The following is a 26,439-nucleotide window of genomic DNA, read 5'->3' as shown; positions in this document are numbered from 1 at the left end:
GGGCGCCCGAGGGGCGCTGGACGGACGCCGCCGATGGAGACCCTGCTTCCTGGCAGGGCTACCGGCTCCATCAGGCTGTCGTCCGCGACAAGCTGACGCAGCCTGACAAGTGCCAGGTGCCGACGGAGCAGGCCTATGTGCTCAACGCCGAGTTCAACCAGGCAACCGAAGACGACGTCGACGTCAGCGAAGAAGCCGTGCTGGCAAATATCGCCGACCAGCACAGCATCTCGTCCGCCCGCGCTGAAGAACTGGTCCTGGCCGTCGAGGACTGGACGGTGTGTTGAGCGCCCAATACTGGGCGAGTCCACCCGGCCCTTTGGAGCGGCCTCCGAGAAGGCTAGCTTTCGCTGTTCCCCGCCTTGCCGGGGCCGGCGGCCGTCGTGACCCCACAGCGGGAGCCGCGGCAGCGCTGCCGAGGCAGTACCCCACGCAAGGTGCGACGCTTGCCCTTTTCAAAGTCACATCGGACCGGGCGGTCGCCGACCAGTATCTTGCCGGCCGGCCGGAACAACTCGCCCGAGATGGGATCACGTCGGCGCTGCTGACCTGGCTGGCCGAGCACGGCGGGCTCACCGCCCGCCAGCACAAGCAACTGCGGAGCCTGTTCCAGGCTTCTGGATTCGGGCAGTTGATGTCGGCCGGCAAACTATGGCTTCACGACGGTCCCTTGACGCGTTGTGCGTTGCTGCTGGACGGTGGCCGTGATTGCGTCGATCTCTACGGTGGATGTCGCCAGACGGCGGGGGAGAGTTAGCCATGCGCATCTGTATCGCCTGCCGGGCGACCCACGGCACCGTTGTTCGTATCGGCAGTTGGGGCGTGCCCCACGGTACTCCCGGGCATCAGGTCAACTACCGCTGGAGCAGTCTGTCCGCTTGTCCCTTGTGTGAGTCCGGCCTCCTCGTGCACTTCGATCATGATTGTTTCCACCAGCCCGGGGAGGAGCCGTGGGACATGGACTGGTCGTGGCCGGTCGCCGTTGACGGGGTTCAACGGTTGAAGCCTGCTCTTGCCCGGTGTCCGGATCCCTTGCGTCCGTTGTGCGAGTGCCTCGTGCACCGGTCGTTGCAGGACAGCATCGAGAGGCCGCCGTCGGGTGAGGTTCCGGTGACGGTTGTACTGGCTGAGGAAGGGCTGCCACAGGTTCGGCCAGTACGCATGCCGTGAGGCGGGCGGCAGCACTGTGGCAGGGCCAGCCGGGGGCGATCAGACCTGGCGGGGTCTGTGAGGGACCCCCTTTTACCCCCCGAAAATCCCGCCCAACCGTTGGCGAAGGGTGACAAGGAGCGATGAGCGCATGGTGGTGTCTCTGCAGCTCAGCAACCACTTTTGGCAGGCAATGACAAGCTTCATTCGGCTACTGTCGGTAACAAGGGGTCGTCGGTTCGAATCCGGCCGTCCCGACAAACAAAAAGCCCTGACCGGCGGAAACGCTGGTCAGGGCTTTAAGTTTGTCTATGGGGTTTTGAACCGCGGAACCGATTGGGCCCCAGCTTCTGAATGCGGATCTTGCCGCAGGTGCCGACGGGTAGTTCAGGTCGGGTCGTGGGCTCAGCGCTCCGCGTCGGTGTGGTCGTCGGGCCAGCGTTCGACTTCGCCGCACGACGGCACCGTCGTCACCAGCGGCGGAGGCATCGGATGGGCATGGGCGACATCTCTGTTGGCGCTCACCCTCCACGAGGCCGGGCTGGTCCGCCTTCCGAGCCGGCCTCGGTTGCTAATGTCCGACCTGGTCCCGGAGGTCGACGGAGTACCGCCGTACGTCGCTCAATAGCTCTCGATCGATCCCCCTCGGCGACTGCCGCGGCTCATTGTCAACGACGGCCGAAAAGTCTTCACGCGCCGACGACAGCTCGCATCGCCAGAGGGCTCTGTGGCAGCGATTCACATCGGCAGGACCAGCCGGCGGCGTAGGTGGGCCGTGATGGGGCAACTCCGGTCACCCTGACAGCAAGCGGCGGCTCAGGCCGTCTGGTTCGTCACGGGGGCGTAGCGCAGGGGGCAGGCGCTCGGCCCGATTCCGTCGGCTGGATGCCTGCGGCTTTCTGTGCTCGTCTCTTATGCGCTTGTTGCGTCTGCATGTTGCTGTTCGCATGTTGAAAATTGGCGTCAGGGGGCCAGTTCTGGCGGTGGGATTCCAGTCAATTGCGCTGTGGGAATCCTTTGCCGTCGGCCCATAGTGTGGGATGAGCGTCACGACTGAGGGGCAAAGGTGGGAATATGACCGCTTCGGGCGATTCGATATAGACGGCCATTATCTTGGCGATATCAGATTAGGCGCGACCCTCCGATGATTGCCCAGGTGGGCTGGGCGTAGCCGCGGAGCTCGGCAGCGGCCCGAGGCTCGTTGGCGATAGCCCTGGCGCAGTAGATGACAGGTGATTTATTGGGTTTCATGGACATCATTCCGCGCTTCTGGCTACCGGTCCTTTTCTGCCGGTTGTGGTGCGATGTCGGAAAGAACTGCATCTCGACGCCACCTGTCAAATAGGGGTTGGCCGCGCCGGTTTGTTTCGACAATTGGCGGTGCTCCGGTATAGTGCGACCAATTCCCATTGAGTGTGCCGGAAGGCGTCTGGTCTGCGTGATGACACCTGGGCTGGAAAGCGCATCATCGAGCCCGCGCTTCGTCGGGCGACGACCACAGTTGGCACGTATCGGGAGAGCCCGGGCCACCGTGCTGAGCCGTGGCTGGCAGATGGTTTGCGAGGTGGTCGGAGAGCCGGGCATCGGCAAGACCCGGTTCGTCCGCGAGGCCCTGGAGCGGTGCGACTCCACCGTCCCCTGGGCCGTCGGGACCTGTTCGCCGGATGAGCGAGGAGTCCCCTTCCATGTGTTTCGACATGCCTTCACCGAGGGGCAGTCACTCCGACGCGGGGTGCGTGCTGGACGGCCCACTGGGGAGAGCTGGGCGGAGTCTGTCGCCGCGGTGCCAGCGGCGCCGGCGCGGGCATCGGACGCCCGGCGGTTCCGGACTTACCAGCTGGCCCGCCGGCTGATCGGCCTGGCGGCACGGGACGGTCTGGTGCTGGTCCTCGACGACCTGCACTGGGCAGATGCCTCCTCCACCGGTCTGATCGCCCACCTGCTGCGGTATCCGGTGCCCGCCCCGCTGCTGCTCGTGCTCGTCTACCGCCCGCGGCAGATGGCGACTCCGATGCCGTTCGGACTACCGGATCCCGACAAGCACGCCGATGCGGAACCGACGTCACACGACCGGATCGAACTTCGCCCTCTCAGCCTCGCCGAGGTCGCGCTCCTGCACCCCCACACCGACCAAGTGGAGCTGCGCGCCCGGTACGACCTGACCGAGGGCAACCCCGGTTACCTGGCGATACTGCCGAGCGACCCCACCTCGAACAGCGCAGACCCGATCCGTGAAGCACAGGGTGGCCGGCTGTCCGACGCGGCGGTGGCCGTGCTGCGCCGCGAGTGGACGGACCTACCCCCCGTCGAGCTGGCCTGTCTGCGGGCCGGGGCGATCGTCGATGCGCCCTTCACCGCGGACCTGCTCGCCGAGGTTGCGCAGGTCCCGACGTCACTGGCGGTCGAGGCCTGCTGGCGGCTGGCCCGGCTTGACCTGATCCGCCGCGTCCCCGGCACTGGACGGTTCGCCTCCCGACACCCGGTGCTGCGGATGGCGGTCGCTCAGGACACCGACACGCAGTGGCAGGTGGAGGCGAGTGTGCGGGCGCTCACCGCGCTGGTCGATCTGGGCGCGCCACCCGCGGAACGGGCCCGCTACGCGGAGCGCCTGCTCGCCCTGCCAAACGGCGGCTGGGTCGACCGCTGCGTCAACGTGCTCTGCCGGGCCGCTCAGGAGGTCCGGCGCGAGACGCCGGACCTGGCCATCCGCTGGCTGCGGCTGGCGCTGCGTGCGCTGCGGCCGACGGCCGGTCTGACGCAACGTCGTCAGGACGTCTCGCTCGCGCTGGCCGAGATCACCGGGGAGGCGGGGAATCTGGCCGAGAGCCGGGCCCTGCTCCAGGAGATCGTGCCGCTGTTCTCCGCCGACCCGGAGGGACGGCGGGCGCAGGCAGTAGCTCTCTGGGCGCGTGTGGAACGTCTGCTCGGCAACTACGCGGAGGCGGTGGCCATCAGCCGGCGGGAGTTGTCCGCCCTGCCAGCCGATGCTGGACCTAGCGACGGCTACCGCCTCGCCACCGAGATCGGCGTCGCCGGCATCCTGGCCGGCCGCCCCGTGACCGGGCTGCCCGACGTGCTCAGCGGAGATCTCGGCGGCTCCGGCGCGGACCGGGCCAGCCTGCTGGCGGTGCGTAGTCTGGCCGCCGCCCTCGACGGCGCACTCGACGCCGCCCAGGGCTTGCTCGATGCCAGCGCCCGGATCGTCGACTCGCTGCCGGATCGGGACGTGCGGGACCACCCCGACTGCTTCACCGCACTCGGCCTGAGCGAGTTGTACCTCGAACGGCAGGCCGACGCGGTGCGGCACCTCGACCGAGGGCTGACGCTCGTCCGCGCCTCGCACCGCGACGACGGACTGTGCCAGCTGCTGCTCGGTCGTAGTCAAGTGGCCTACCACGGCGGGCAGCTGAACGCCGCCATCGGATTGGCTACCGAGGCGGGCATCGTTGCCCGGCGCATCGGCAGTCGCGACCTGCTGAGCTTCGCCCTGGCGTTCGAGGCGGAGGCGACGGCGTGGCGTGGTGGCCTTCGGGACGACGATCGGGCGGTGGCGCTGGCCCGCAGCGCCGCCGGAATCGCCACCGACCTCGCCACCTGGTGCGGTCGTACCGCCGCGACGGCGCTGGCGACCGCGGCGCTGCTGTCGGGTGATCCGGCGACCTGTGCCGAACTGGTGCGCTCAGCCGGCGGCGACAGCCGGCTGAGCCGTCTCCAGACGTCCCTCCGGCCCAGGTGGTACGAGCTGCTCTGCGCCGCCGCGCTCGTCGCGGGCGACGTGGCCGACGCCGAGCGGCAGGCGCGGCTGGCATTGGCCGAGGCGGATCAGGTCGGTCTGCCCGGGCAGCGGGGCTTCGCCGAGTCGGCGTACGGCGAGGTGCTGCTCGCCCGCGGCGAGGTCCGGGCGGCGCTGCTGCACCTGGAGACCGCGGCCGACCTGTTCCGCGCCGGCGGGATGGTGCTACGGCGCAGCCTTGCCCTGGCCTCCCTGGCCCGGGCAGCCGAAGCCGCCGACCAGGCCGGCCTGGCGGCGCGGGCCCGCCGCCGGGCGCTGGAACTGGCCGGGTGGTGCGGAACGGAACGGGTCGGCCTGCGACTGGCCCGTCCGGTCGGCCCGCGCGAGGTCGCCGCCCTGACCGACCGGGAGTGGCACATCGCGCGGCTGGCGGCGACCGGGGCCACCAGCCGACTGATCGGGCGGCAGCTGAACATCAGCCCCCGCACGGTTGAGGCGCACCTGACCCGCCTCTACCGCAAGACGGGCGTCGCGTCCCGGTCGGGCCTGGCCGCCTGGGTCGCTCGTCTCGATGACACCGATCGATGACTGCAATCCAGGCCGGATGACGTCGTTCGGTGCAACGTCGACAGGCCGGGCAGCACGAGGCCGCGCCGCCACCGTCGTAGCCGGACAGCCGCTCACATACTCGACTGCATCGGGCGCGATTCCCGTGGACCGGTGGTGGATGGAGGACGAGATGCTGGGCAGAAGATCCGTCAGGAGCCCGCGTACCCTCGCCGCGCCGGTGCCGGCGATGCCGTTCGCCGCCGCCACGGTGGCGCTGCTCGTGCTGACCGGCTGTGGTGGTGAGCCAGTGGACGCGGCCACCCCGGCGCCCCACGGTTCGGCCACTTTCGGTCGGGACCGGGCCGCGCTCGTGCTCACCGCCTTCGACCAGGCCGACTCGGCCGCCTCGGTGGCCGGTGACGTCGAGGCGCTGCGGGCGCAGGAGGTTTCGCCCTCGCTGGACCTCAGCATCGCCGCAGTACGTCGGGCCGCGTACAACCAGCGTGCGCAACCGTCCTTCCAGCACATAAACCCGGTCTTCGCGGTGCCACCCGCCGACCCGGCCTGTTTCCTCGCCACGGCGACTCTCCGGCTGACCGGCTCGGAGCTTGCGCCCACGGACGTCAGCCAGTTCGTGCTCAGTGCTGACGGCCAGTGGAAGCTCAGCCACAACGTTCAGGTCACCCAACCTTCGCTGGTGGTCGCCCGGAGCATCGACGGCCGGCCGGCTACCGCGGGCGGCGCCGCCCTGGACGAGACCAGCCGTCGGGCCCTCGCCGCCGAGGTGTTCGCCCGCAGCATCGGGTCCACGACGGGCAACCGGTCCCTCGTCGTGTCGAGCCCGCTGCTCGACGGCCAGTTCGCCGGCGGTTGGGAGGTCTACGGGCAGCAGCTCGCCGGTGTCGGCGGGGCCGTGCAGCGGACGATGGACCGGGCGGAGTGGTCCGACTGCGCGGTCGCGGTGCCGACCGGCACACTCACCTTCTTGACGATCCACGCCACCGACACGCTGCGCCCGGCGCCCGGCGGTCCGGCCACCGTCCGATTGGAACCGCAGAGCCCGGACCTGATCGCCACCGGTCACCTCAAGGCGATCAGCGGAAAGTCGATCCGGGTCACCCGGGTGGAGACCTTCGTGCTGCTTGTGCCGGCACAGACCGTCGGCACATCAGTGCTGGGGCTCAACGACACCGCGCTGACCGTCACCGCCGACTGACCCTGCCGCCGAGCGTCCACGGCGTCGGCGACGGCTGAAACCGGTGGCATCACTCGGATTGGACGCCACCGGACCGCGACGATGACAGCAGCCGTGATCGCCGGCGGGGCCGGCGGTGCCGCGGTCCGGCCACGACGCTCGGGAGGAACCCATGTGGCGTCCGCGCTTCCGATCGGACTACGTGCCGGTGCGGCTGCCCGACGGTCCGCTCGTGGTGCTGGGGGAGACCCGCAGCCTACTCATCGACGACCCGGTCGCCGCGGACCTGGCCGACCAGCTCGACGGTGCCGCCCCGTTGGCCGACGTGGTGGCCCGGCTGGCCACCCGACACCCGGTCACCGCCGTCGCCGCAGCCCTCGCCCGGCTGCGCGACCACGGCCTTCTGGTGTCCGGTCCGGCGCACACCTCGGCAGCCGAGGCCGCCGGCTGGGACGCCCGGGGTGTGCCGCCCGACGTCGGGCGGCGGTGGATGGCCGGGGGACGGGTCACCATCGTGGACCTCGGGGCGCCCCGGGTGGCCGAGACCGCCGACGCGCTGCGTGCCCTAGGCCTCGCCCCGACAGTGGTCGGGCCGGACGCACCGGACCCGGGCCCGGGCAACGCCCAGGTGCTGGTGCTGCCGTCGTCGATGCTCGACTCCCGGCTGGCGCTGATCAACGACCGCCACCTGGCCGCCGGTCGCGCGTGGACGCTGGCCCGGCCACACGGCAACGTCGTCTTCCTCGGCCCGCACCTCGTGCCGGGCCGTACCGGCTGCTGGGCCTGCCTGCGCCAACGCTGGCAGGAGAACGAACAGGTGAACGCCTTCCTCGACGGGCAGGACCTGGCCGCTCCGCTGCCGCAGCCCGGCCGCGCGGTCCTGCCCGGACTGGCCACCATGGCGGCCGGGCTGCTCGCTGCGGAGCTCGCCGTGCTCGCCGTCCGGGGCGCGTCACCCCGTCTCACCGGCCGGATGGTCGCCCTGGACACCCGGGACCTGAGCACGGAGAGCCACCAACTGGTACGCCAGCCGCAGTGCCCCGCCTGCGGTAACCCGGACCTCGTCCGCAAGGCCGAGCCACGGATCGACCTGCCACCGAGTGGCGCCCAGCCCAGTCGGGCCGGGGACTCCCGTGTCCGGGAACCCGCCGAGGCGTACGCCGCGCTCGTCCACCATGTCAGCCGGTATCTGGGCGTGGTGAGCCGGCTGACCCCGCTGGAGAGGACCGACAACGGCGTCACCCACACCTACTCGGCCGGGCACAACTTCGCCCAGCCCCGTCAGCTCGCCGCGCTGCGCCGCAATCTGCGCGGGCAGAGCGGCGGCAAGGGCCGGACCGACCTGCAGGCCCGGATGAGCGCGGTCGGGGAGGCGGTGGAACGCTACTGCGGGGTGTGGCGCGGCGACCGCCCGGTGCACCGGGCGACCTACCGCCAGCTCGGTCCGGACCGCGCGGTACACCTGCGGGAGCTGCTGCTCTTCTCGGAACGCCAGTACGCCGACCGGCACCGGCTCAACCGCGACCTCGGCCACCTGCACCGCATTCCCCGCCCGCTGCCCGACGAGGTGGAGCTGGACTGGACCACGGGGTGGTCGCTGACCCGGCAGACACCGCGCGAGCTGCCCGCCGCGCACTGCTGGTACGGGCATCCGGAGCTGACCGGGCTGGGGGTGTGCTCGGCCGACTCCAACGGCTGCGCGGCCGGCGGCAACCTGTCCGAGGCAATCATGCAGGGCATCTGCGAACTCGTGGAGCGGGACAGCGTGGCCCTGTGGTGGTACCACCGATCCCGGATGCCCGGGGTGGACCTCGCCTCGTTCGGTGACCCGTGGACGGCCGCCTGCGTCGACCATCACACCACCGCGCTGGGCCGCGAACTGTGGGCCCTCGACCTGACCGCCGACCTCGGCGTACCCACGTTCGCCGCGGTGTCCCGGCGGGTCGACCGAGGGCCGGAGGACGTCCTGGTCGGCTTCGGCGCGCACCTGGACGCGCGGGTCGCGCTGACCCGGGCGCTCACCGAGGTGAACCAGTTCCTGCCCGCTGTCGCCGGTCCCACCTCCGCCCGCAACCGGTACGGCGTCGACGACCCGGACACCGCGCGTTGGTTCGGCACCGTGCGGGTGGCCGACCAGCCCTGGCTGACCCCGGATCCCACCCGGCCGTCGCGCACCGCGGCCGACCACCCGACGCTGACCACCGGCGACGTCGGGGATGACGTGCGTCGTTGTGTACGCCGGGTGGAACGGGCCGGCCTGGAGGTGATCGTCGTCGACCAGTCCCGTCCGGATGTCGACCTGGCGGTGGTGAAAGTCGTCGTGCCGGGCCTGCGGCACTTCTGGCGCCGGCTCGGTCCCGGCCGGCTGTGGGACGTGCCGGCCCGCCTCGGTCGGGGCCCACTGGCCGTCGACGAGACATCGGCCAATCCGCTGAACGTCTTCTTCTAGCCGGCGCTCCCGGGCCACCGGGACCGTGGGAAGGATGTGGGGATGACCACCGTGGTGGACCCGGTCGCTCGGCGGTCATCGTGAGCGGCTCCGTCGGCGGTCCGCCGATTCAGGAGTCGTACCGGCTGCGCCGGGACGCTGAGCTGCGGCTCGGCGAGGACGGCTCGCTGACGCTGCGGCAGACCCGCTTCCAGCTCACCCTGGAGCAACCGGGCATGGGCCGGCGGGCGCTGCTGCTGCGGCTCGCCGCCGACTGGGTCAACGACGTCGAGGTCGGCCGGCTGATCAGCGGCCTGGAGGGAGAGAACCGGGTGTTGCCCGCGCAGTTGTTGTTGCGCCGGCTGCTCGCCCACTCCTGGCTGGAGCGCCGCGTACAGGTCGACGATCGGCCGCTGCTCGACCTGGTTCCCACCGGCCTGGGCCGGGGCAGTCTGCCGGAGGGTCGCCCACACACCCCCGGGGTCCGCTACCGGCTCTCCCGCTTCGCCGCCCTTCAGCACGAACGGGGCATGCTGGTGGCGGCATCACCGCTGAGCACCCTCGTTGTCGGCTGCGCCGACGCCGCCCTCGGCGCGGTACTGGCCGCCGCCGCGCCGGGCGTCGGACCCGAGACGGTGGCCCGCACGCTGGGCGTGCCGCCGGACGTCGCCGGACGGGTGCTCGACGAGCTGGCCACCGCCCGGATCCTGGTCACCGACGTCGAGTTCGAGGCGGAGTGCGACGACGCGCCGCTGGCCTACTGGTCGCCGGAGGAGTTGCGGCTGCACCACCGATCCCGGGCCGGCCGACACGCGCTGCCGGTGGGCGGAACCTACCGGATGCGGGGGAGCTTCACTCCGCAACCGCTGCGACGCCCGTACGACGGGGGTCGGGCGGTGGACCTGCCACTGCCGGACCTGGCGACGATCGCCAAAGCGGACCCCGCGTTCAGTCAGGTCGTCACGGACCGGCGCAGCGTGCGCGAACACGACGACACGGCGCCGCTGCCGCTGGAGCGGCTGGCGGAGTTCCTGCACCGGTCGCAGCACACCAGCGCCGTCGGCGAGGCCGGCGGGCAGGAGATCGGCCACCGGCCCTACCCGGGCGGCGGCGGTGTCTACGAGCTGGAGATCTACCCACTGGTCGCGCGCTGCGCCGGGCTCGACCCCGGGCTCTACCACTACGACGCCGTCGGGCACCGGCTGGAGCCGGTCGCCGGCTGGGGACCGGCCGCGGACCGGCTGCTGGCGTACGCCCGGGCGTCCGGCGCCCTGCCTCGGCCGCCGCAGACGGTCCTGGTGGTCACCGCCCGGGTCCAGCGGCTCATGTGGAAGTACGAAGGGATGAGCTACGCCATGATTCTCAAGGACGCGGGTGTGCTGACCCAGCAGATGTACCTCGTCGCCACCGCCATGGGGCTGGCGCCCTGCGCCCTCGGCGCCGGGGACTCCCAGGCCTTCGCCGAGTTGTCCGGGCTCGACCCGCTGGTCGAGCCGAGCGTGGCCGACTTCCTGCTCGGCTCCCGCCGCGCTCCCGGCCCGGCCGCGGCGCAGGGCCGGCCATGAAGTTCCGGCGGCAGGCGCTACGCCAGTTGGAAGCGCCCGAGCAACTGGACCGGGCGGTCCGGCTGACCACAGTGCCGAACTGGCTGGCCACCACCGCGCTGGTCATCGTCGTCGTCGCCGCAGGTGTCTGGTCGGTACGCACGGTGGTGCCCCGGACCGTCGAGGCGGCCGGGGTGCTGATCCACTCGAACGGGATCTCGGCCCTTGACGCGCTCGACAGCGGCCAGGTCACCAAGGTGTGGGCGGCACCGCACCAGCGGGTACCGAAGGGCACGCCCCTCTACAGCCTGCGCACGGCGGACGGCAAGGTGCGGGTGGAGACCGCGCCGGGTGACGCCTACGTCGTCGCCTGGCTGGTCTCGGAAGGCGAGATCGTCACCCCGGGTACGCACCTGGCCGACCTGGAACGGCTCGACACCGCCGGGGACGCGTTGCAGGCAGTCGTCTACGCCCCCGCGGTCGCCGCCCCGCTGCTGCAACCCGGTGTGACCGTCGAGGTGGCCGCCGCAGCCGCGCCGCGCAACGTGTTCGGCACCCTGGCCGGCCAGGTGACCACGGTCGGCGCCTTCCCGGAGACCGAGGCTTCGCTGCGCGCCTTCCTGGGCACCGGGTCGGACGTCCGGCGGCTGCTCGCCCGCGGCAGCGTGGTCCGGGTGACTGTCGCCCTGGAGCCCGACCCGGCCGCCCCGGGCGGCCTGCGCTGGACCAAGTCTCCGCCGCCGTTCCAGCTCAACTCGGCCAGCGAGGTCACCGCCTGGTTCACCGTGGACCAGGAACACCCGATCGACTGGTTGCTGCGCCGATGAGCGCGCCGACGACCGCCGTCAGCGGCACGGCGCTGCCCAGGATTCGGCGTCGACGGGTCCGTACGCCCACCCTGATCCAGATGGAGGCGGTGGAGTGCGGCGCCGCCGCGCTGGGGATCCTGCTCGCGCACCACGGTCGGCACGTGCCCCTTGAAGAGTTGCGCCGGGTGTGCGGCGTCAGCCGGGACGGCTCCACCGCGGCCACCGTGCTCAAGGGTGCCCGCCGCTACGGCATGGTGGCCAAGGGTTTCCAGATGGACCTGGCTGGCCTGGCCACCGTGGCGTTACCGGCGGTGCTGTTCTGGCGCTTCGAGCACTTCGTGGTGCTGGAAGGGCTCGGCCGCAAGGTCTTCATCAACGATCCGGCCACCGGTCCCCGTGCGGTGAGCTGGGAGGAGTTCGACGGCGCCTTCACCGGCATCGTGCTCACCATGGAGCCCGGCCCCGAGTTTCGGCCCGGCGGCACCCGCTACCGGCTGCTGCGAGCGCTGGCCGAGCGGTGGCGTGGGCCGGGCTCGGCGATCGCGCAGATGCTGCTGCTCGGCCTGCTGATCGCCGTGGTCGGTCTGACCATCCCGGTGATGGCCAAGGTCTTCGTCGACCGGGTGCTGTTGCAGGAGGATCGGGCCGCGTTCGCCGGTCTGGTGGCGGCGGTGGCGGTGGCCACCGTGTTGACCTTCCTGGCCAGCCTGCTGCAGCAACGCCTGACCGTACGTGCGGAGACGGCGCTCGCCCTCGCCAGCGCCGCCCGGTTCTTCCGACATCTGCTGCGGCTGCCGCCGACCTTCTTCGACCAGCGGCAGGCCGCCGACCTCAGCCAGCGGGTCCGCGGCAACGAGGTGGTCGCCGAGGTGCTCACCCGCAGGACGGCCACCACGGTGGTGGACACCGGCCTGGTGCTGGCGTACGGGGCTCTGCTCTGCCATTACGACCTGCTGCTCGGACTGTGTGCGGTGGTCCTGGCCGGGCTGAACGTCAGCGTGCTGCGCTATGTCGCCTCGACCCGGTCCACCGCTGTCGCCGGTCTTCAGGCGGACCGCAGCAAGCTGGTGACGACGGTGTACACCACCGTCCAGATGATCGAGACGGTGAAGGCCGGCGGCGAGGAGGAACGCGCCGTGGCCCGGTTCGCGGCACGCCACGCCACCGTCGCCACCCGTCAGCAACGGCTGGGCGTGCCCACCGCGGTGCTCTCCGTCCTGCCGGCGCTGCTCGCCTCCGGGACCACCGCGGTGCTGCTGGGGCTGGGCAGCCGGCAGGTCGTGGCGGAGGCGATGAGCGTCGGCGTGCTGGTCGGCATGCAGAGCCTGGCCGCGGCGATGAACCGCCCGCTGGGCAACCTGACCGCGCTGGGCTCGCGGTTGCAGGACATGAGCGCCGACCTCAACCGGCTGCGTGACGTGGAACGGTATCCACTGCCGTCGGCCCAGGACCGACCCGCCCGACCGATGACGCCGATGGAGGGGCACCTGCGCATCGAGGAGGTCACCTTCGGCTACAACCCGTTGGGCCGTCCGCTGCTGGAGAATTTCAGCCTGGACCTGCCGCCGGGTGCCCGGGTGGCGCTGGTCGGGCGCTCGGGCAGTGGCAAGTCGACGGTCGGCCGGCTGGTCGCCGGGCTCTACCGCCCCTGGACCGGACGGGTCACCGTGGACGGACTTGAGCGGGCCGCGGCCGACGACGGGCTCTGGGCGGCCACCGTCGCCATGGTGGACCAGGACCAACGGCTGTTCGAGGGGACGGTCCGGGACAACGTCACCATGTGGGACCTTACGGTCGCCGATGAGGACGTCGTCACCGCGCTGACCGACGCGTGCCTCTACGACGAGGTCGCGGCCCGTCCGGGTGGCCTCGGCAGTCCGGTGCGGGAGAACGCCCGCAACTTCTCCGGTGGGCAGCGGCAGCGGCTGGAGATCGCCCGAGCGCTCGTACGCAATCCCCGGGTGCTGGTGCTGGACGAGGCCACCAGCGCGTTGGACGCCGAGACCGAACGTCGGATCGACCTGCACCTGCGCCGGCGGGGGGCGACCTGCCTGATCGTGGCCCACCGCCTGTCCACCGTCCGCGACTGCGACCTGATCGTCGTGCTGGACGGCGGCCGGGAGGTGGAGCGCGGTACCCACGAGCAGTTGGTCGCCCGGGACGGGGCGTACGCGCGCCTGGTCCGGGACCACTGACCACTGACCACGACGATCCGAGGAGACGCTGATGAGTGGCGCGGTGGAGGATCCCCCGGCCGGCGGCCTGATCGGCTTCTGCGCGGACGGCGTACGCCAGGTCTGCCGCCTCGACGGCCCGGCGGCCGGCTGGCTGGTGACCGGCGGCGAGGCCGACCTGTTCGCGGTGCGCCGGGCCGGGATGAGCCCTTCGCGTCGTCACCATGTGGCCCGGCTGCCCGCGGGTGGCCTGGTGCCGACGTCCACCGCGATCGGCGCGTGGCAGTTGATCCTGGTGCCGCTGCCCGGCACGGAGCTGCGTGGGCTGTCCCGGCGTCACCTGTCCCTGCTGGAGCGGCATGTTCGGCTCGGCCGGATGGCGGACGACGGGGCGTCGCTGCGGGCGCGGACCGCCGCGACTGAGCTGGTCGCGGCGGTTGACCTGGTGCTGGTCACCGTCGCCGACGCGCTGCGCCGCGGGCAGGCGCCCCGGGAGGCGTCAACCCTTCGCGGACGCGAGATCATTTCGCTGGCGCAGGGGAGTGCCCTCACCTCCACCGGCGGCGCCTGGTGGCTGCGCAGCGCCGGTGGACAACTGCGACGCAACGACGGTGGCCCGGCGGAGATGTCGGGGGAGCGGGAGCTGCTGCTGGTCGCCGAGCGGGACTGGGTGGTGGCCGAGTCGCCATGCGCGGTGGAGAGTCACGGCAGCTGGGACCTGCTGGTCAACGGTCAGCTCCGGTCGGCCGTCGACCAGCATGTGGCCCGGCTACTGCGGATGGTGGAGACCCGGATCGAGGAGGCCGACGCGGCGTTGCTGAGCGCCGTGCAGCGGCGCCGGGAGACCGACGCGGCGGTGCTCGCCGCGGCGGCCCGCCGGTCGATCGGGGTGATCGGCGCCGGCGGAGCGGTTCCGGTTCCCGACGGCGAGGCCGGCTTCGACCGGTACGGGCGGGCGGCCTCGGTGCTCCGGGTGGTCACCGAGGGGATGGGCAGCCCGATCAACGAGCCGGCCGACCGCAGCCGCGCGCCGCTGGACGACCGGGCGGCGGTGCACGCGGTGACCCGAGCTTCCAGCCTGTTCTTACGTGAGGTGCGGCTGCCGGACCGATGGTGGCGGCGGGACCTGGGGCCACTGGTGGGGTGGCGGGCCGGCGATGATCCGGAGCGCGCCGTCGCGGTGCCGCTGGTGTTCCGCCGGGGCCGTTACCACCACGTCGACCCGGACACCCGAGCGTACGCGCCGATCGACGCGACCGTGGCTGCGACGTTCGCCGCCGAGGCGACCGAGGTGCAGGCGCCGCTGCCGCCGACCGCTCGGATGCGCCACCTGCTGCGGGCCGGGCTGGTCGGTGCGTCCCGCGACGTGCGGGGTCTGCTGTTCGCCGCCACCTGCGTGGCACTGCTGGGCCTGGGCGTGCCGTTGGCCACCGGCGAGGTGCTCGGCCAACTGGCCCGGCAGGGCGAGGTGAACGGCCTTGGCGGCTTCCTCGCGCTGATGCTCAGCGCTGCGGTGGTCGCGGGGCTGGTGGGTGTGGTGCAGAACCTGCGTCTGCTGCGGTTGGACGGCCGGATGCAGTCCGGCGCGCAGCTGGCGATCTGGGACCGGCTGATGCGGCTACCGGCCCGGTTCTTCGCCGGTCGCAGCAGCGGTGAGATCGCCAACTCGATGTTGGGGATCTCGTTCGTCGGTGAGGCGCTGAGCGCGCTGCTGCCGCAGCTCGTCTCGGCGGCCGCGACCGTCGCGGTGACCCTCGGCATGCTCCTGGTGGTCGAGCCCGTGCTCGGGCTGTGGGGAGCGGGGATCGTCGCCGTCACCATGCTGACCTTCGGCGCGTTCGCCGTGCTCATCGTCCGTCAGCAACGGTCCGCGCTGCCGGCCGAGCACCGGGCGGCGGCGATGACCAATCAACTGCTCGGCGGCATCGTCAAGATCAAACTGGCGGCGGCCGAAACCCGCGCCCACGCACGCTGGTCGGAGGTGGCCGCGACGGCCCGGGCGGCGCTGCAACGGGTCCGCCAGAGTCAGGCGGGCCTGGTCGCCTTCGGCACCGTGCTGCCGGTCGCCGGCCAACTGGTCCTGTTCGCCGTGCTGATGGGGCCGCTGACCGGCCGCGTCACGCCGGCCGACTTCTTCATCCTCAACGTCGGTTTCGCGATGCTGCTCGGCGCGCTGCTGGTGCTGGTCTCGGCCGGGGTCGAAGTGATCGCGGCAGTGCCCCGGCTGGGCAGCCTGCGGGAGATCCTGCGCGCCGAGCCCGAGGCGCGGCCGGACCGGGTGGATCCGGGCGAGTTGCGCGGCGAGATCGCGCTGCATCGGCTCACCTTCGCCTACCAGCCGGACGAGCCACCGGTGCTCGTCGACATCGACCTGCACGTCCGCCCGGGTGAGTTCGTCGCCATCGTCGGACCGAGTGGCTGCGGAAAATCCACACTGCTCCGGTTGCTGCTCGGCTTTGAACGCCAGCAGCAGGGCGCGGTGCTCTACGACGGCCAGGACCTCTCCGAACTCGACGTCCACGCGGTCCGCCGGCAGTGCGGAGTGGTGCTGCAGGATGGTCAGCTCTTCGCCGGCTCGGTACGCGACAACATCTGCGGCGCCGGCAGCTTCCCACTCGACCAGGTCTGGGAGGCGGCCCGGATGGCGGGCCTCGCCGATGACCTGGAGGCGCTGCCGATGGGGATGAGCACGATGGTGCCGTTCGGCGGCGGGACGCTCTCCGTCGGGCAGCGTCAGCGAGTGCTGATCGCCCGCGCGCTGGCCCCGTTACCCCGGATCATCTTCCTCGACGAGGCGACGAGCGCTCTGGACAACCGGACCCAGGAGGTGGTCAGCCGGAGCACCGCGGCCCTGGCCGCGACCCGGGTGGTCATCGCCCACCGGTTGTCCACGGTCCGGGCGGCGGACACCATCGTGGTCCTCGAAGCAGGGCAGATCGTCCAGCGGGGCAGCTTCGACGAGTTGATGGAGCACCCGGAAGGGCTGTTCCACCGGTTGGCGCGGCGGCAACTGCTCACCGATCCGGAACCCTCCGACACCGTGCCGCAGAGCCGACAGGCGAACGGGCAGCCCGCGTCAAGCTGACGACCCGGTCAGCCGTTGTCGATGACCGTGCTGTCCTCCAGACACACGTCCGCGTCGAGGTGGTTCTCCAGCAGCTCGGCGATGTGCGCCTCCGACTGGTTCTCCACGGCGAGCCGGAACGCCTCGGTGAGCACGTTGACCACGCCCTGGGTCAGCAACAGGGTCTCCCGGTCGAGGTCGGCCCAGGACGACCGGGCGCCGCCGCGTACCAGCTCTGGGGCGAGGGTCAGCAGCCGGGCGGTGACGGCGGCGACCAGCTCGTCGGCCACCGGCCGGAGGCTGTCCAGCACCTCGCTGAGGGTCTGCAGTGCCGGCACCGTGCCCACCCGTACCCGGTGCAGATCCAGGGCCGCGCGCAGCGGGCGTGGCCGGACGGTGCGGACGGTGCCGTCGGTGGTCCGGCCGATCACGCCGTGCCGGGTCAGCGCGTGGGCCAGCGCGGGACGGTCGGCGGTCAGGCGTTGCAGCATCGCGGTGAGCCCGTCGGGCGCCTCGTCACTGGCCCGGACCCCGAGCATCGCCTCGATGGACACCAGGTTGAAACCCTGCCGTTGCAGGGCGAGGATCGCGTCCAGTCGGCGGACGTGGGAGTCGTCGTAGAGCGCGGCCCGACCGTGGCGCACCGGCGGGGGCAGCAGCCGCCGGGCCTGGTGGGCTCGGATGTTGCGAGGCGACATCCCCACCTTGCGGGCGAGCTCGTCCACGCTGTACCCGATCGGGCCGCCGGGCGTCGTCGTCACCTCGTCGATGGTCACGGTGGCCTCCGGCAGCACTCGGTGAGCGGAACACGGCAACCCCGTCGAACCGCTGTCACGCTGTGCGGTCCGCCGATCGCAGCGTAGGTGTGGGCACCGGGCGGGTAAAAGGCGAGGAATTACTACTTGTCCACAGTGGTGACATTGATTAGGATCGCCATCCGCCACAAGTCGCTGATTCCCAATTACCCGGCTTTCGCCGCAGCGCGACCTTTTCGCGGCCACATTCGATGAAATTCCCGCTCTCCGGGCGGACCGGATCCACCGGTGACCCACGATGAAGTGAAACCGGCGGCCCGGAACCTCCCGCGCTGCCTGTCGCCGCCTCCGGCGGCCGACCATCGAAGGGAGCAGGGTGTGACACCTGTCGATCGAGCGGTCTTCGTGGCCGCGTACAGCCGGCTGGTCGCCGACGTCTGGGCCGACCCGGTCAAGGAGCAGGCGCTCGACCGGGACCCGCGGGGGTTCCTCGCCGGCTACGGGCTCCAACTGTCCGAGGATGTGCAGGTCCGGGTAGTCCGGGACGTCGCCGACGCCGATCCGGATCTGGAGGTGCAGGTCGAGTCCTGGCAGCAGGCGGGCACCAGCGGCACCTTCGTGCTCTTCGTGCCGTCGCTGCTGCCGGTGGCTCAGGCGGAGTTGGCCGAGGACGAACTGGACAGCGTCGTCGCCGGCCTAGACCCCAGCTGTGCCTGCTGCTGCCCGTGCTGCTGCACCTGACACCGAAGTCTGCCGCGCATGAGCTGGCGCGGCAGATTCTGATGGCAGTCACAGCGAATCATTGATTGTCGAAGCTCGATTTTCGTAGCGTTCTCGCCACGGCGATCACCCCCCGTCTTGCAGCGACCCGAGGAAAGGACCGAACGATGAGCAACGACGAACAGGAATATGGCGCGAGGTTCGTGACGAAGTACTCGGAACTGGTCACCGCAGTGTGGCGCAGCGACGAGGAACTGCAGCGCCTGCTCGCCGACCCGACCGGCTACGCGACGGCGGCCGGCCTGCCGGTAGCCGCCGGCTCCCGGGTCGAGGTCGACCGCGCCCAGCCCGCCACGCTCTACACCAAGGACCAGGTCGTCGCCGACTGGGCTGGCACGCCCGGCCTGCACGTGCTGCACGTGCCCGAGGTGCCGCTGGTCGACCTCAACGAGCTGACCGAGGCCGAGTTGGAGACGGTCGCCGGCGGCGTGGCCCCGATCGCCGACAACAACGTCAACATCATCGCCGTCCTCATCCTCTGAGTTCCCCACCCCTCGCCGGGAGCCTCGATGACTGACACGACCGAGACCATCGCGTTCCGATCCGGCACCTACCGGACGGCCACCGTGGAGCAGACCTGGGAGCGGATCGGGGGCCTGCTCGACCGGTTCCGGATCACCCGGGTCGCCGACATCACCCGGCTCGACGAGATCGGCCTACCGGTGCACGTCGCCTACCGGCCGGTGGGAGCCACCATGGCGGTGAGCGTCGGCACCGGCGCCACGGCGACGCAGGCCCGGGTCAGCGCGGTCATGGAGAGCATCGAGTCCTGGCATGCCGAGAACCTCCGGCCGGGGACCGTCGTCCGGTCCCCGGCCGAGGCGCTCGACCTGCCCTACGACGTCCGGTGGCTGCACCTGGCGGAACGGTCACCCCTGACCCCCGCCGTCGAGCTCGACTGGGTGGCTGGCCGAGGGCTGGTGACCGGTGCGGACTGCCTGGTGCCCCGCGCCACCATCGAACTCGACTTCACCATCCGGCGGGGCTGGGACCGCGCCCTGTTCACCCCCAGCAGCAACGGGCTGGCCACCGGGAACACCTTCGCCGAGGCCAGCCTGCACGCTTTGCTGGAGGTCGTCGAGCGCGACTGCATCGCCCCGTACTGCACCTCACCGTTGGCCGAGCGCACCTACGCCGACCCGGGCACCGTCACCAACGTGATGACCCGCGCGGTGCACGAGGCGCTGGTGGCGGCCGGTTGCTGGGTGGAGGTCTGCGACATCACCAACGCGGTCGGCGTGCCCTGCTACGCCGCCTCGATCTGGTCGGAGGACCTGCCGGTCACCTTCGGCGGCTTCGGCTGCCACGTGGACCCGGAGATCGCCGTCGGTCGGGCCATGGCGGAGGCAGCGCAATCGCGGCTGGTCATGGTCTCCGGAGCCCGTGACGACATCGACGCCACCGCCTACCACGATGTCGGCGCACCGCCGGTGCCGCCGCCCACAGTCGACCGGCCCGTCCGGCCGGTCCGCCGGGATGCGCCACCCGTGGGGGACGTGACCCAGGTGCTGCGCGAGCTGGCGGCGCGGGTGCAACGGGTCACCGGTGTCGAGCCGTTCAGCGTCGACCTGACGCACGACGACATCGGCATTGCGGTGAGCAAGGTGTTCGCCCCCGGCCTGCGGATGTTCGACGAGCGGGCCCTGAGTACCCGACCAGGAGTGCCCCGTGACTGACGTCGTCTTCATCGGTCCGAGCCTCCCCGCCGACGAGGTCGGTCGGCTGCTGCCCGACGCGGTGGTGCTGCCGCCCGTCGCGCACGGCGACCTGCTCCGCCTGGACGTTGCCCCCGGCGACCGGGTCCTCGTCATCGACGGGTTCTTCCTGCAACACCCGCCGGTCCGCCACCGGGAGATCCTCGACCTGCTCGACCGTGGCGTGACCGTGGCCGGCGCCGCCAGCATGGGCGCACTGCGCGCCGCCGAGCTGTGGCCGTTCGGGATGCGGGGTGTGGGCGAGGTGTTCCGGCTCTACCGCGACGGGGTCGTCACGGGCGACGACGAGGTGGCCGTCGTGCACGGGCCCGCCGAGGAAGGCCACCGCGCCCTGAGCGTCCCGCTGGTGAACATCCGGGTCGCGCTGCGCCGCGCCGTCGCAGCCGGCGTACTCAGCGACGCCGAGGCGGTGCTGCTGCTGGACATCGGCCGGGACCTGCCCTTCCGGCGGCGGTCGTACCAGGCGCTGGAGCGCAGCGCGCCACCCGAGGCGGCGGCCGTGGTGGGCCGGTTCCTGACCTGGCACCGGCGCGACCCCTGCGACGCCAAGGGCGCCGACGCGCGGATGCTGCTGTCGATGGCGGCGGACAACGCGCCCGAGCTGTGCCCGGCGCACGCCGGCGACCAGCCGCTCGACAACCTGCACACCCGCTTTCTCGACAGCTGGCGCGCCCGGTTCGCCGGCGAGTCGGTCGGCGGGCACTGGGCCAGCGACCGGGAGGCCGCCGCGGTGCTGATGCTGCTACATCCCGAGTCGGCGACCTGGCACCGGCGAGGGGTGCTGGCCGGGCTGGCAGAGGTCGACATCGACGACCCGATGGTCGAGGAGCGCGCCGGCGAGGTGGCCCACCGGCGAGGGCTGACCGGTGCGCCGCCGAGCGGGTGGGACTGGCTGACCGACCGGGAACGGGGTCTCGACGACCGCGAGGCGGTGCTGCGGGTGTTGGTGCGGGCGTTCGGCACCACGCCACACCGCAGCCTGGCTCTGTGGATGGTCGCGCCGCCGTTGCGTACCCCCGCGTTACTCACCGCGGCACGGCAGGTCGCGGCGACCGCGGCGTCGCTGAACGAGACGCTCGTCCCGCGCACGACGGGGCATCGCCGACCGGGTGCTCGGCTGCACTTCCGCACCGAGATCGTCGACGCGTGCTTCGCGAGGCTGTGGGGCTGCGCCGCCGACGGGCTGGAAGCGGCGGCGTGGGACCGGGGCTTCGTCGACCTTGCGGCGTTCCGGTACGCCGCCGAACCGTTGGTCGCGTACATCAAGGCGTTCGGTGGCCCGCGACTGCCCGCGGTGGGCACGCGCACGCAGGACACCCTGGCCGGTTCCGCGGCCCGGGTCGGCTGAGGAGGAGTCGATGAGCGGCACGGTGAAGGCAGCACTGATCTACCCCCCGCTGACCGATCCCACCTCGGGATACCACTCCCTGAACTACCTCGATTCGTACGCCCGGGCACAGGGACACCAGCCGGCGGAGATCATCGACGCCAACATCGAGGCGTTCCACCACTCGTACACCCCGTCGGCGTACGACTGGCTTCGGCGGGAGCTGTCCCGGCTCTCGATCGACAACCTCAGCGGCCCGGACGCGCTGATGGCCCGGGCGAACCAGCTCGGCCTGCCCGACCCCGATCCGGAGCGGCTGCGCCGGTCGATCGGGGTGCTGCAGGATCCGACCCTGTTCTACGACTACCGGCACTACCAGGACGCCGTCGAGGGCGTCATCTCCTGGATGGACGCGCTCGGCACGGTCGGGTTCCCCGGGCAGTTCCACGCCGGCTTCCGGCTCCACCCACCGCCGATGATCTCGATCGGCTCGGTGGCCGCGCTGACGGACGAGGCGCTGCTCGCTCGGCTCAACCGACCCTTCCTGCCGTACTACGAGGACGTGCTGATCCCACGGCTGGCCGCTGGCGGGCACCAGGTGATCGGCATCAGCGCCACCTACCAGTGGCAGCTGCCGTTCGCGCTCTGGATCGCCCGACTCGTCCGGCAGGCCTGCCCGGACGTCTTCCTCATCGCGGGTGGCACGGAGATCTCCGACGTCTGGAAGTGCGCCAGCAAACCCGAGTACGTCTTCCAGGTGCTGGCCGACTTCGACGCGATCGTGGTCGGGGAGGGGGAAAGCGCCTACACCGAGATCCTGGACGCGGTGGCGGCGGGCACGCTGCCAGCCGGGCACCCCAACGTCCGGCTGCACCCCAAGTACGGCCGCCAGCGTCAACTGCCCCTGCGCTATGAACGCCTGGCGCAGGTGCCGGTCCCGGACTTCTCCGGCCTGCCCTGGGACCTCTACCTCAGCCCGGAGCGGTTCGTCTACTATTCGCCGACCCGAGGCTGCTACTGGAACAAGTGCACGTTCTGCGACTACGGACTGAACACCGACGGTCCCACCAGCCCATGGCGGCAGGACACGGTGAGCACCATGATCGCGGATGTCACCGAACTGTCGAAGTTCGCCAAGTTCATCTACTTCTCGGTCGATGTGCTCGCTCCCGCGACCATCCTGCGCTTCGCCGAGCAGGTCGTCGAGCGAGGGCTGGACTTCCGCTGGGGTGCCGAGATCCGGCTGGAGAAGTACTGGTCGGACGAGCGCTGCGACTTACTGAGGCGCAGCGGCTGCGTGGCCATCTCAGTCGGCTTCGAGTCCGGTAACCAGCGCGTCCTCGATCTGATCGACAAGGGCACGAAGCCGGAGCAGGCACGACGCACCATGATGGCGATGACCAAGGCGAACATTGGTGTGCAGATGATGGGCTTCACTGGTTTCCCCACCGAGACCCGCGAAGAGGCACTGGACAGCGTCAATTTCCTGCGTGACAACCCGGACCTGTGGACCCTCGGCGGGCTCGGCGACTTCATGCTGACGCCGGGCGCCATCGTCGCCAAGGAGCCGGACCGGTTCGGCATCACCAACGTGCGGCCGGTGGAGGGATCGGACATCGTCCGGATGCTCAAGTACGACGAGCCGGTCACCGCGGCGGCGCAGGCCGAGGTCGCCCAGGCAAAGGCTGGACTGAACCCCGGGCACTACCACCGTCCGTGGCTGGGCGCCACCGACACCCCGCACACGTTCTTCTACCACGACCGGTACGGCACCGCGGTACGCGGCGTCCTCGCCCACGACCGGGTACGCCACGACACCGACGACCAGACCGAGTTCCTCGCCAACGGCGCCTTCGTGGATCGCGACGACGAGCAGGTCTGGGACGCATACCGGCGAATCCGATCCGACGAGCAGGAAGGCGTCCCCGGCGACCTGCCGGCGGACCGGCACCTGTTCCGCCGGGTCGACGGCCAGGTGTTCGCACTCAACCGCAGCAGCCGCCTGTTCCTGGATCTCTTCAGCGCGCCGCTCACCCTCGCCGAGGCGCAGCGTCGGCTCTGGATCGTCGAACCGACTGTCGCGGACCGGGTCTGGCGAACCTTCATCGGGCAGCGGCTGATCCGCCGGCATCGGCTCCCGGCCGATCCGGAGCGGTGACCCGACTGCCCGGCGGGGCACGCACCCTGGGCGTCGGAATGCTCGGCTCAGCCGTCGTCATGTGAAAGGCCGGTCACTGTCTCTGCTCGGAGTCAGGGCGTCTCGGGTCCGGTCCCCGGTCCAGGCCGCTTCGAGGATCGCGGTCAGGCTGGCGGTGTCGGTCGGGCCTGGATGGTTCTGGATCAGGCGGGTGACGCCACTGGCCATTTCCGCGAAGCGCGGGAGGTCGGCGCGTGCCACGCCGATGTCCGCCAAGGTGCGAGGGATGCCGATGTCGGCAAGGAGCCCGTCGAGCCAGGTGAGGAACGTGTCGGCGGCCTCGGCATCGGAGGCGTCGGTCACGTCGAGCCCGCACACCCGGGCGAGGATGGCCAACCGGTCGCCGATGGCATCCCTGGCCGCGTCCAGCGCGTAGGGCAGTAGCAGCCCGACGCCCAGGCCGTGCGGCGTGTGCGTGGCTGCGCCGATCGGGTACTGGAGAGCGTGCGGGGCCGCGTTGCCCGCGTGGGAAAAGGCGAGCCCGGCGAGCATGGACCCGTAGGACATGTCCGCGCGCGCGTCCGTGTCGCCTCCGTCAGTGACAGCACGACGCAAACTACGGGCGATTCGCTCCGCGGCCCGGAGCGCGTAGTGATCGGTGATCGGGTTGCGGCCGAGGAACACCTGCTCCACCGGGTCGCGCGGTCCGTGGGCCCGGGGTCGCGCGGTGTAGCTCTCCACCGCGTGACAGAACGCGTCGATGCCGGAGTGGGCGGTGACGGTCGCGGGGCAGGTGTAGGTGAGTTCGGGGTCGACGATGGCGAAGTCGGGCACGATGTGGACGCTGGAAACCCCCACCTTCAGCTCGCGGTCCGGGTCGGTCAACACCGAGACGGGTGTGAGCTCGGAGCCGGTGCCTGACGTCGTCGGGACCGCGACGAGGGGAAGCGTCGGCCCCGGCACCCTCGACTCGCCGTAGAAGTCGCGCGGGCTCCCACCGTGGCGCCGGATGACGCCGACGATTTTGGCGAGGTCGATCACCGTGCCGCCCCCGATGGCGAGGATCACGTCGGCGTCCACCTCGGCGGCGGCCGAGACGGCCACTGCGACATCGGAGAGTGGCACGTCTGGAGTCGCGTCGGAGAACACCTCGACGACCTCGACCTTTTCCCGCACGGCGGCCACGATCTCGGCCACGCCCGGCTGCCCCAGGAGAACCTGGTCGGTCACGATGAGGACTCGCGAGCCGCTCTCGGCCACCACTCGTGGGATGTTCTGCGCGACCCCTTCGCCCACTATCAGCTGGCGTGGTCCGCGGACGGTCTCAAGCATGTCAGTGCCTCTCCGGAACGTCGGCGGCGATGTGCTGGGCGGACGACCAGGTCACCTGCGAGACCGGGACGGCGTCGGCGAGGTTGGCCGCCCTGGTGGCGCGGTGATGCTCGGCGGGCGCCCGGAGCAGCAGGCCCGTCACGGTAGGTCGATCGCCACGTAGGTGAGGTCGAGGTATTCGAGGATGCCCTCGTGCGACCCCTCCTTGCCGATCCCGGACTGCTTCACGCCTCCGAACGGAGCTGACGGATCCGATATCAGACCACGGTTGATGCCGAGCATCCCCGTGTCCAGCCCCTCGGCGAACCGGAGCGCCCGCTGGAGGTCACGGGTGAAGACGTATCCGGCCAGGCCGTGCTCGGTGTCGTTGGCCTTCGCCATCACCTCGTCGTCGGACGTGAACGAGATGATCGGCGCCACCGGGCCGAAGATCTCCGCCTTCAGCATCCGCGCATCGTCGGGCACGTCGACGAGGACGGTAGGCGGGTAGAAGTGGCCCGGCCCGTCCGGACGCTCGCCGCCCACCAGGACCCGGGCGCCGCGATCGACCGCGTCGGCGACCAGTTCGCCGATCTTGGTGACCGAGGCCTCGTCGATCAACGCCCCGACGTTCACGCCGTCGTCGAGACCATGGCCCACCGACAGCGCGCCCATCCGCTCGGCGAAGCGCGCCGCGAACTCCTCGCGTACGGGCTCCTCGACGTAGATCCGGTTGGCCGCGATGCAGGACTCCCCGATGTTGCGCATCTTGGCCACCATGGCACCGTCGAGCGCGACGTCCAGGTCAGCGTCGGCACACACGATCAGGGCCGCGTTGCCGCCCAGTTCCATGGACGTGCGCAGCACGTTGTCCGCAGCCTGTCGTAGCAGTACGCGCCCGACCTCGGTCGACCCGGTGAACGAGAGCTTGCGGGTCCGACCGTCGGCCAGCAGTGCGGAGATGACCTCGCCGGAACGCTTGGTGGTCACCACGTTGACGACGCCCGGGGGAACGCCGACCTCCTCCATGATGCGGGCCAGGAACAGCATGGTGAGTGGCGTCTGGCCTGCTGGCTTGGTGATCGTCGTACAGCCCGCGGCCAGCGCAGGAGCGATCTTGCGGGCACCCATGGCCAACGGAAAGTTCCAGGGCGTCACGAAGACGCACGGTCCGACCGGCTTCGGCACGGTGAGGATGCGGTATCCACCTGAGGGAGCGGTGCTGTAGCGCCCCTCGACGCGCACCGCCTCCTCGGCGAACCAACGGAAGAACTCGGCGCCGTAGGCCACCTCTCCACGAGCCTCGGCGAGCGGCTTGCCCATCTCGAGCGTGATCAGCCGGGCGACCTCCTCGGATCGCTCGGTCAGTGCCCGGTACGTCGCGGTCAACAACTCTGACCGTTTCCGCGGCGGGGTCGCCGCCCACTGCGCCATCGCCGTGCTCGCCGCGTCCAGGGCGGCGAGCCCGTCAACGACATCGGCGTCCGCCACCTCGGCGATGGTCTTGCCGGTGGCCGGGTCCTCGACGGCAAAGGTGGCTCCGCTTGCGGCGTCGCGCCAGGCGTCGCCGATCCGCAGCCGCCGATGCTCGGGGGCCAGCACGTTCATCGGGTCACTCATCGCGTCGCCTCCTGTGATCTTCTTCGTGATGTCCGGCGTGCCTCAGCGGTCGCGCTGCGCGCGGAGACGGACGGGTCACACGCCCTCGTCGGGGGGCGAGGTTGCCGGGCGGGTCGAATGTGGCCTCGGCCCGGTCCGCGGGGCGACGC

The 26,439-nt window shown here is 71.2% G+C and carries 17 protein-coding genes; 13 read left to right on the top strand and 4 right to left on the bottom strand.

Translation table 11 applies throughout. The annotated features are described in order from the left end of the window. The 8 genes from ABZ794_RS20575 to ABZ794_RS20540 all read left to right on the top strand — a co-directional run. Window positions 1-287, top strand: a 287-nt coding sequence (locus tag ABZ794_RS20575) for a hypothetical protein (protein ID WP_357517001.1), incomplete at its 5' end; no start/stop codon positions are given. 2,303 nt (window positions 288-2,590) lie between these two features. Then, window positions 2,591-5,470 (top strand): AAA family ATPase, encoded by a 2,880-nt coding sequence (locus tag ABZ794_RS20570; RefSeq protein WP_357516999.1) that lies wholly within the window; start codon window positions 2,591-2,593, stop codon window positions 5,468-5,470. Between the two features lie 151 nt (window positions 5,471-5,621). Continuing rightward, window positions 5,622-6,647, top strand: coding sequence for a hypothetical protein (locus tag ABZ794_RS20565; RefSeq protein WP_357516997.1), 1,026 nt, complete (start codon window positions 5,622-5,624; stop codon window positions 6,645-6,647). 151 nt (window positions 6,648-6,798) lie between these two features. Next, window positions 6,799-9,075 (top strand): TOMM precursor leader peptide-binding protein, encoded by a 2,277-nt coding sequence (locus ABZ794_RS20560; RefSeq protein WP_357516995.1) that lies wholly within the window; start codon window positions 6,799-6,801, stop codon window positions 9,073-9,075. Window positions 9,076-9,155: 80 nt separating this feature from the next. Then, window positions 9,156-10,619 carry a SagB family peptide dehydrogenase gene (locus ABZ794_RS20555; protein ID WP_357516993.1) on the top strand — a complete coding sequence of 488 codons (1,464 nt, stop codon included), beginning with the start codon at window positions 9,156-9,158 and terminating at the stop codon, window positions 10,617-10,619. After that, window positions 10,616-11,425 carry an HlyD family efflux transporter periplasmic adaptor subunit gene (locus ABZ794_RS20550; RefSeq protein WP_210781269.1) on the top strand — a complete coding sequence of 270 codons (810 nt, stop codon included), beginning with the start codon at window positions 10,616-10,618 and terminating at the stop codon, window positions 11,423-11,425. Before ABZ794_RS20555 ends, ABZ794_RS20550 begins: the two co-directional genes overlap by 4 nt. Continuing rightward, window positions 11,422-13,602: an NHLP family bacteriocin export ABC transporter peptidase/permease/ATPase subunit gene (locus ABZ794_RS20545; RefSeq protein ID WP_357516991.1), complete on the top strand. Its 2,181-nt coding sequence runs from the start codon at window positions 11,422-11,424 to the stop codon at window positions 13,600-13,602. Before ABZ794_RS20550 ends, ABZ794_RS20545 begins: the two co-directional genes overlap by 4 nt. 31 nt (window positions 13,603-13,633) lie before the next feature. Beyond that, window positions 13,634-16,666, top strand: coding sequence for an ATP-binding cassette domain-containing protein (locus ABZ794_RS20540; RefSeq protein WP_357516989.1), 3,033 nt, complete (start codon window positions 13,634-13,636; stop codon window positions 16,664-16,666). A gap of 8 nt (window positions 16,667-16,674) precedes the next feature. On the opposite strand, the gene ABZ794_RS20535 is transcribed toward ABZ794_RS20540, so the two are convergent. Further along, entirely contained in the window at window positions 16,675-17,421 is a 747-nt protein-coding gene (locus tag ABZ794_RS20535; RefSeq protein ID WP_238689309.1) for a MerR family transcriptional regulator, read from the bottom strand. A gap of 357 nt (window positions 17,422-17,778) precedes the next feature. Between ABZ794_RS20535 and ABZ794_RS20530 the strand changes: the two genes are divergently transcribed. The 5 genes from ABZ794_RS20530 to ABZ794_RS20510 all read left to right on the top strand — a co-directional run bounded on the left by ABZ794_RS20530 (window position 17,779) and on the right by ABZ794_RS20510 (window position 23,380). Continuing rightward, a complete protein-coding gene (locus ABZ794_RS20530; protein ID WP_210781265.1) occupies window positions 17,779-18,141 on the top strand; it encodes a hypothetical protein in 363 nt (120 codons plus the stop codon). A gap of 146 nt (window positions 18,142-18,287) precedes the next feature. Further along, window positions 18,288-18,662 carry a class IIb bacteriocin, lactobin A/cerein 7B family gene (locus ABZ794_RS20525; protein ID WP_210781264.1) on the top strand — a complete coding sequence of 125 codons (375 nt, stop codon included), beginning with the start codon at window positions 18,288-18,290 and terminating at the stop codon, window positions 18,660-18,662. 27 nt (window positions 18,663-18,689) lie between these two features. Next, window positions 18,690-19,856, top strand: a complete 1,167-nt coding sequence (locus ABZ794_RS20520) for a YcaO-like family protein (protein ID WP_210781263.1) — start codon at window positions 18,690-18,692, stop codon at window positions 19,854-19,856. Then, window positions 19,849-21,243, top strand: coding sequence for a TfuA-like protein (locus ABZ794_RS20515; protein ID WP_210781262.1), 1,395 nt, complete (start codon window positions 19,849-19,851; stop codon window positions 21,241-21,243). Before ABZ794_RS20520 ends, ABZ794_RS20515 begins: the two co-directional genes overlap by 8 nt. Before the next feature lie 10 nt (window positions 21,244-21,253). Then, entirely contained in the window at window positions 21,254-23,380 is a 2,127-nt protein-coding gene (locus tag ABZ794_RS20510) for a radical SAM protein (protein WP_357516985.1), read from the top strand. Window positions 23,381-23,437: 57 nt separating this feature from the next. On the opposite strand, the gene ABZ794_RS20505 is transcribed toward ABZ794_RS20510, so the two are convergent. The 3 genes from ABZ794_RS20505 to ABZ794_RS20495 are packed head-to-tail and all read right to left on the bottom strand — an operon-like array spanning window position 23,438 to window position 26,290. After that, window positions 23,438-24,691 carry an iron-containing alcohol dehydrogenase gene (locus ABZ794_RS20505; protein WP_357516983.1) on the bottom strand — a complete coding sequence of 418 codons (1,254 nt, stop codon included), beginning with the start codon at window positions 24,689-24,691 and terminating at the stop codon, window positions 23,438-23,440. Window position 24,692: 1 nt separating this feature from the next. Next, the gene (locus ABZ794_RS20500) at window positions 24,693-24,833 is read right to left on the bottom strand and encodes a hypothetical protein (protein WP_357516981.1); all 141 of its coding nucleotides are present in this window, start codon (window positions 24,831-24,833) and stop codon (window positions 24,693-24,695) included. Next, window positions 24,830-26,290, bottom strand: coding sequence for an NAD-dependent succinate-semialdehyde dehydrogenase (locus tag ABZ794_RS20495; protein WP_357516980.1), 1,461 nt, complete (start codon window positions 26,288-26,290; stop codon window positions 24,830-24,832). Before ABZ794_RS20495 ends, ABZ794_RS20500 begins: the two co-directional genes overlap by 4 nt. Window positions 26,291-26,439: the final 149 nt, after the last annotated feature.

It is taken from the genome of Micromonospora sp. NPDC047187, from assembly GCF_040643355.1.
Classification (GTDB): domain Bacteria; phylum Actinomycetota; class Actinomycetes; order Mycobacteriales; family Micromonosporaceae; genus Micromonospora; species Micromonospora salmantinae.
This window is presented reverse-complemented; position numbering and strand designations above follow the sequence as displayed.

What these genes read in the sequence shown, in the direction of transcription:
- ABZ794_RS20565 (WP_357516997.1), top strand. Translation starts at nt 5,622, where the DNA reads ATGCTGGGCAGAAGATCCGTCAGGAGCCCGCGTACCCTCGCCGCGCCG.
- ABZ794_RS20545 (WP_357516991.1), top strand. Translation starts at nt 11,422, where the DNA reads ATGAGCGCGCCGACGACCGCCGTCAGCGGCACGGCGCTGCCCAGGATT.
- ABZ794_RS20505 (WP_357516983.1), bottom strand. Translation starts at nt 24,691, where the DNA reads ATGCTTGAGACCGTCCGCGGACCACGCCAGCTGATAGTGGGCGAAGGG.
- ABZ794_RS20560 (WP_357516995.1), top strand. Translation starts at nt 6,799, where the DNA reads ATGTGGCGTCCGCGCTTCCGATCGGACTACGTGCCGGTGCGGCTGCCC.
- ABZ794_RS20520 (WP_210781263.1), top strand. Translation starts at nt 18,690, where the DNA reads ATGACTGACACGACCGAGACCATCGCGTTCCGATCCGGCACCTACCGG.
- ABZ794_RS20570 (WP_357516999.1), top strand. Translation starts at nt 2,591, where the DNA reads ATGACACCTGGGCTGGAAAGCGCATCATCGAGCCCGCGCTTCGTCGGG.
- ABZ794_RS20550 (WP_210781269.1), top strand. Translation starts at nt 10,616, where the DNA reads ATGAAGTTCCGGCGGCAGGCGCTACGCCAGTTGGAAGCGCCCGAGCAA.
- ABZ794_RS20510 (WP_357516985.1), top strand. Translation starts at nt 21,254, where the DNA reads ATGAGCGGCACGGTGAAGGCAGCACTGATCTACCCCCCGCTGACCGAT.
- ABZ794_RS20540 (WP_357516989.1), top strand. Translation starts at nt 13,634, where the DNA reads ATGAGTGGCGCGGTGGAGGATCCCCCGGCCGGCGGCCTGATCGGCTTC.
- ABZ794_RS20525 (WP_210781264.1), top strand. Translation starts at nt 18,288, where the DNA reads ATGAGCAACGACGAACAGGAATATGGCGCGAGGTTCGTGACGAAGTAC.
- ABZ794_RS20495 (WP_357516980.1), bottom strand. Translation starts at nt 26,290, where the DNA reads ATGAGTGACCCGATGAACGTGCTGGCCCCCGAGCATCGGCGGCTGCGG.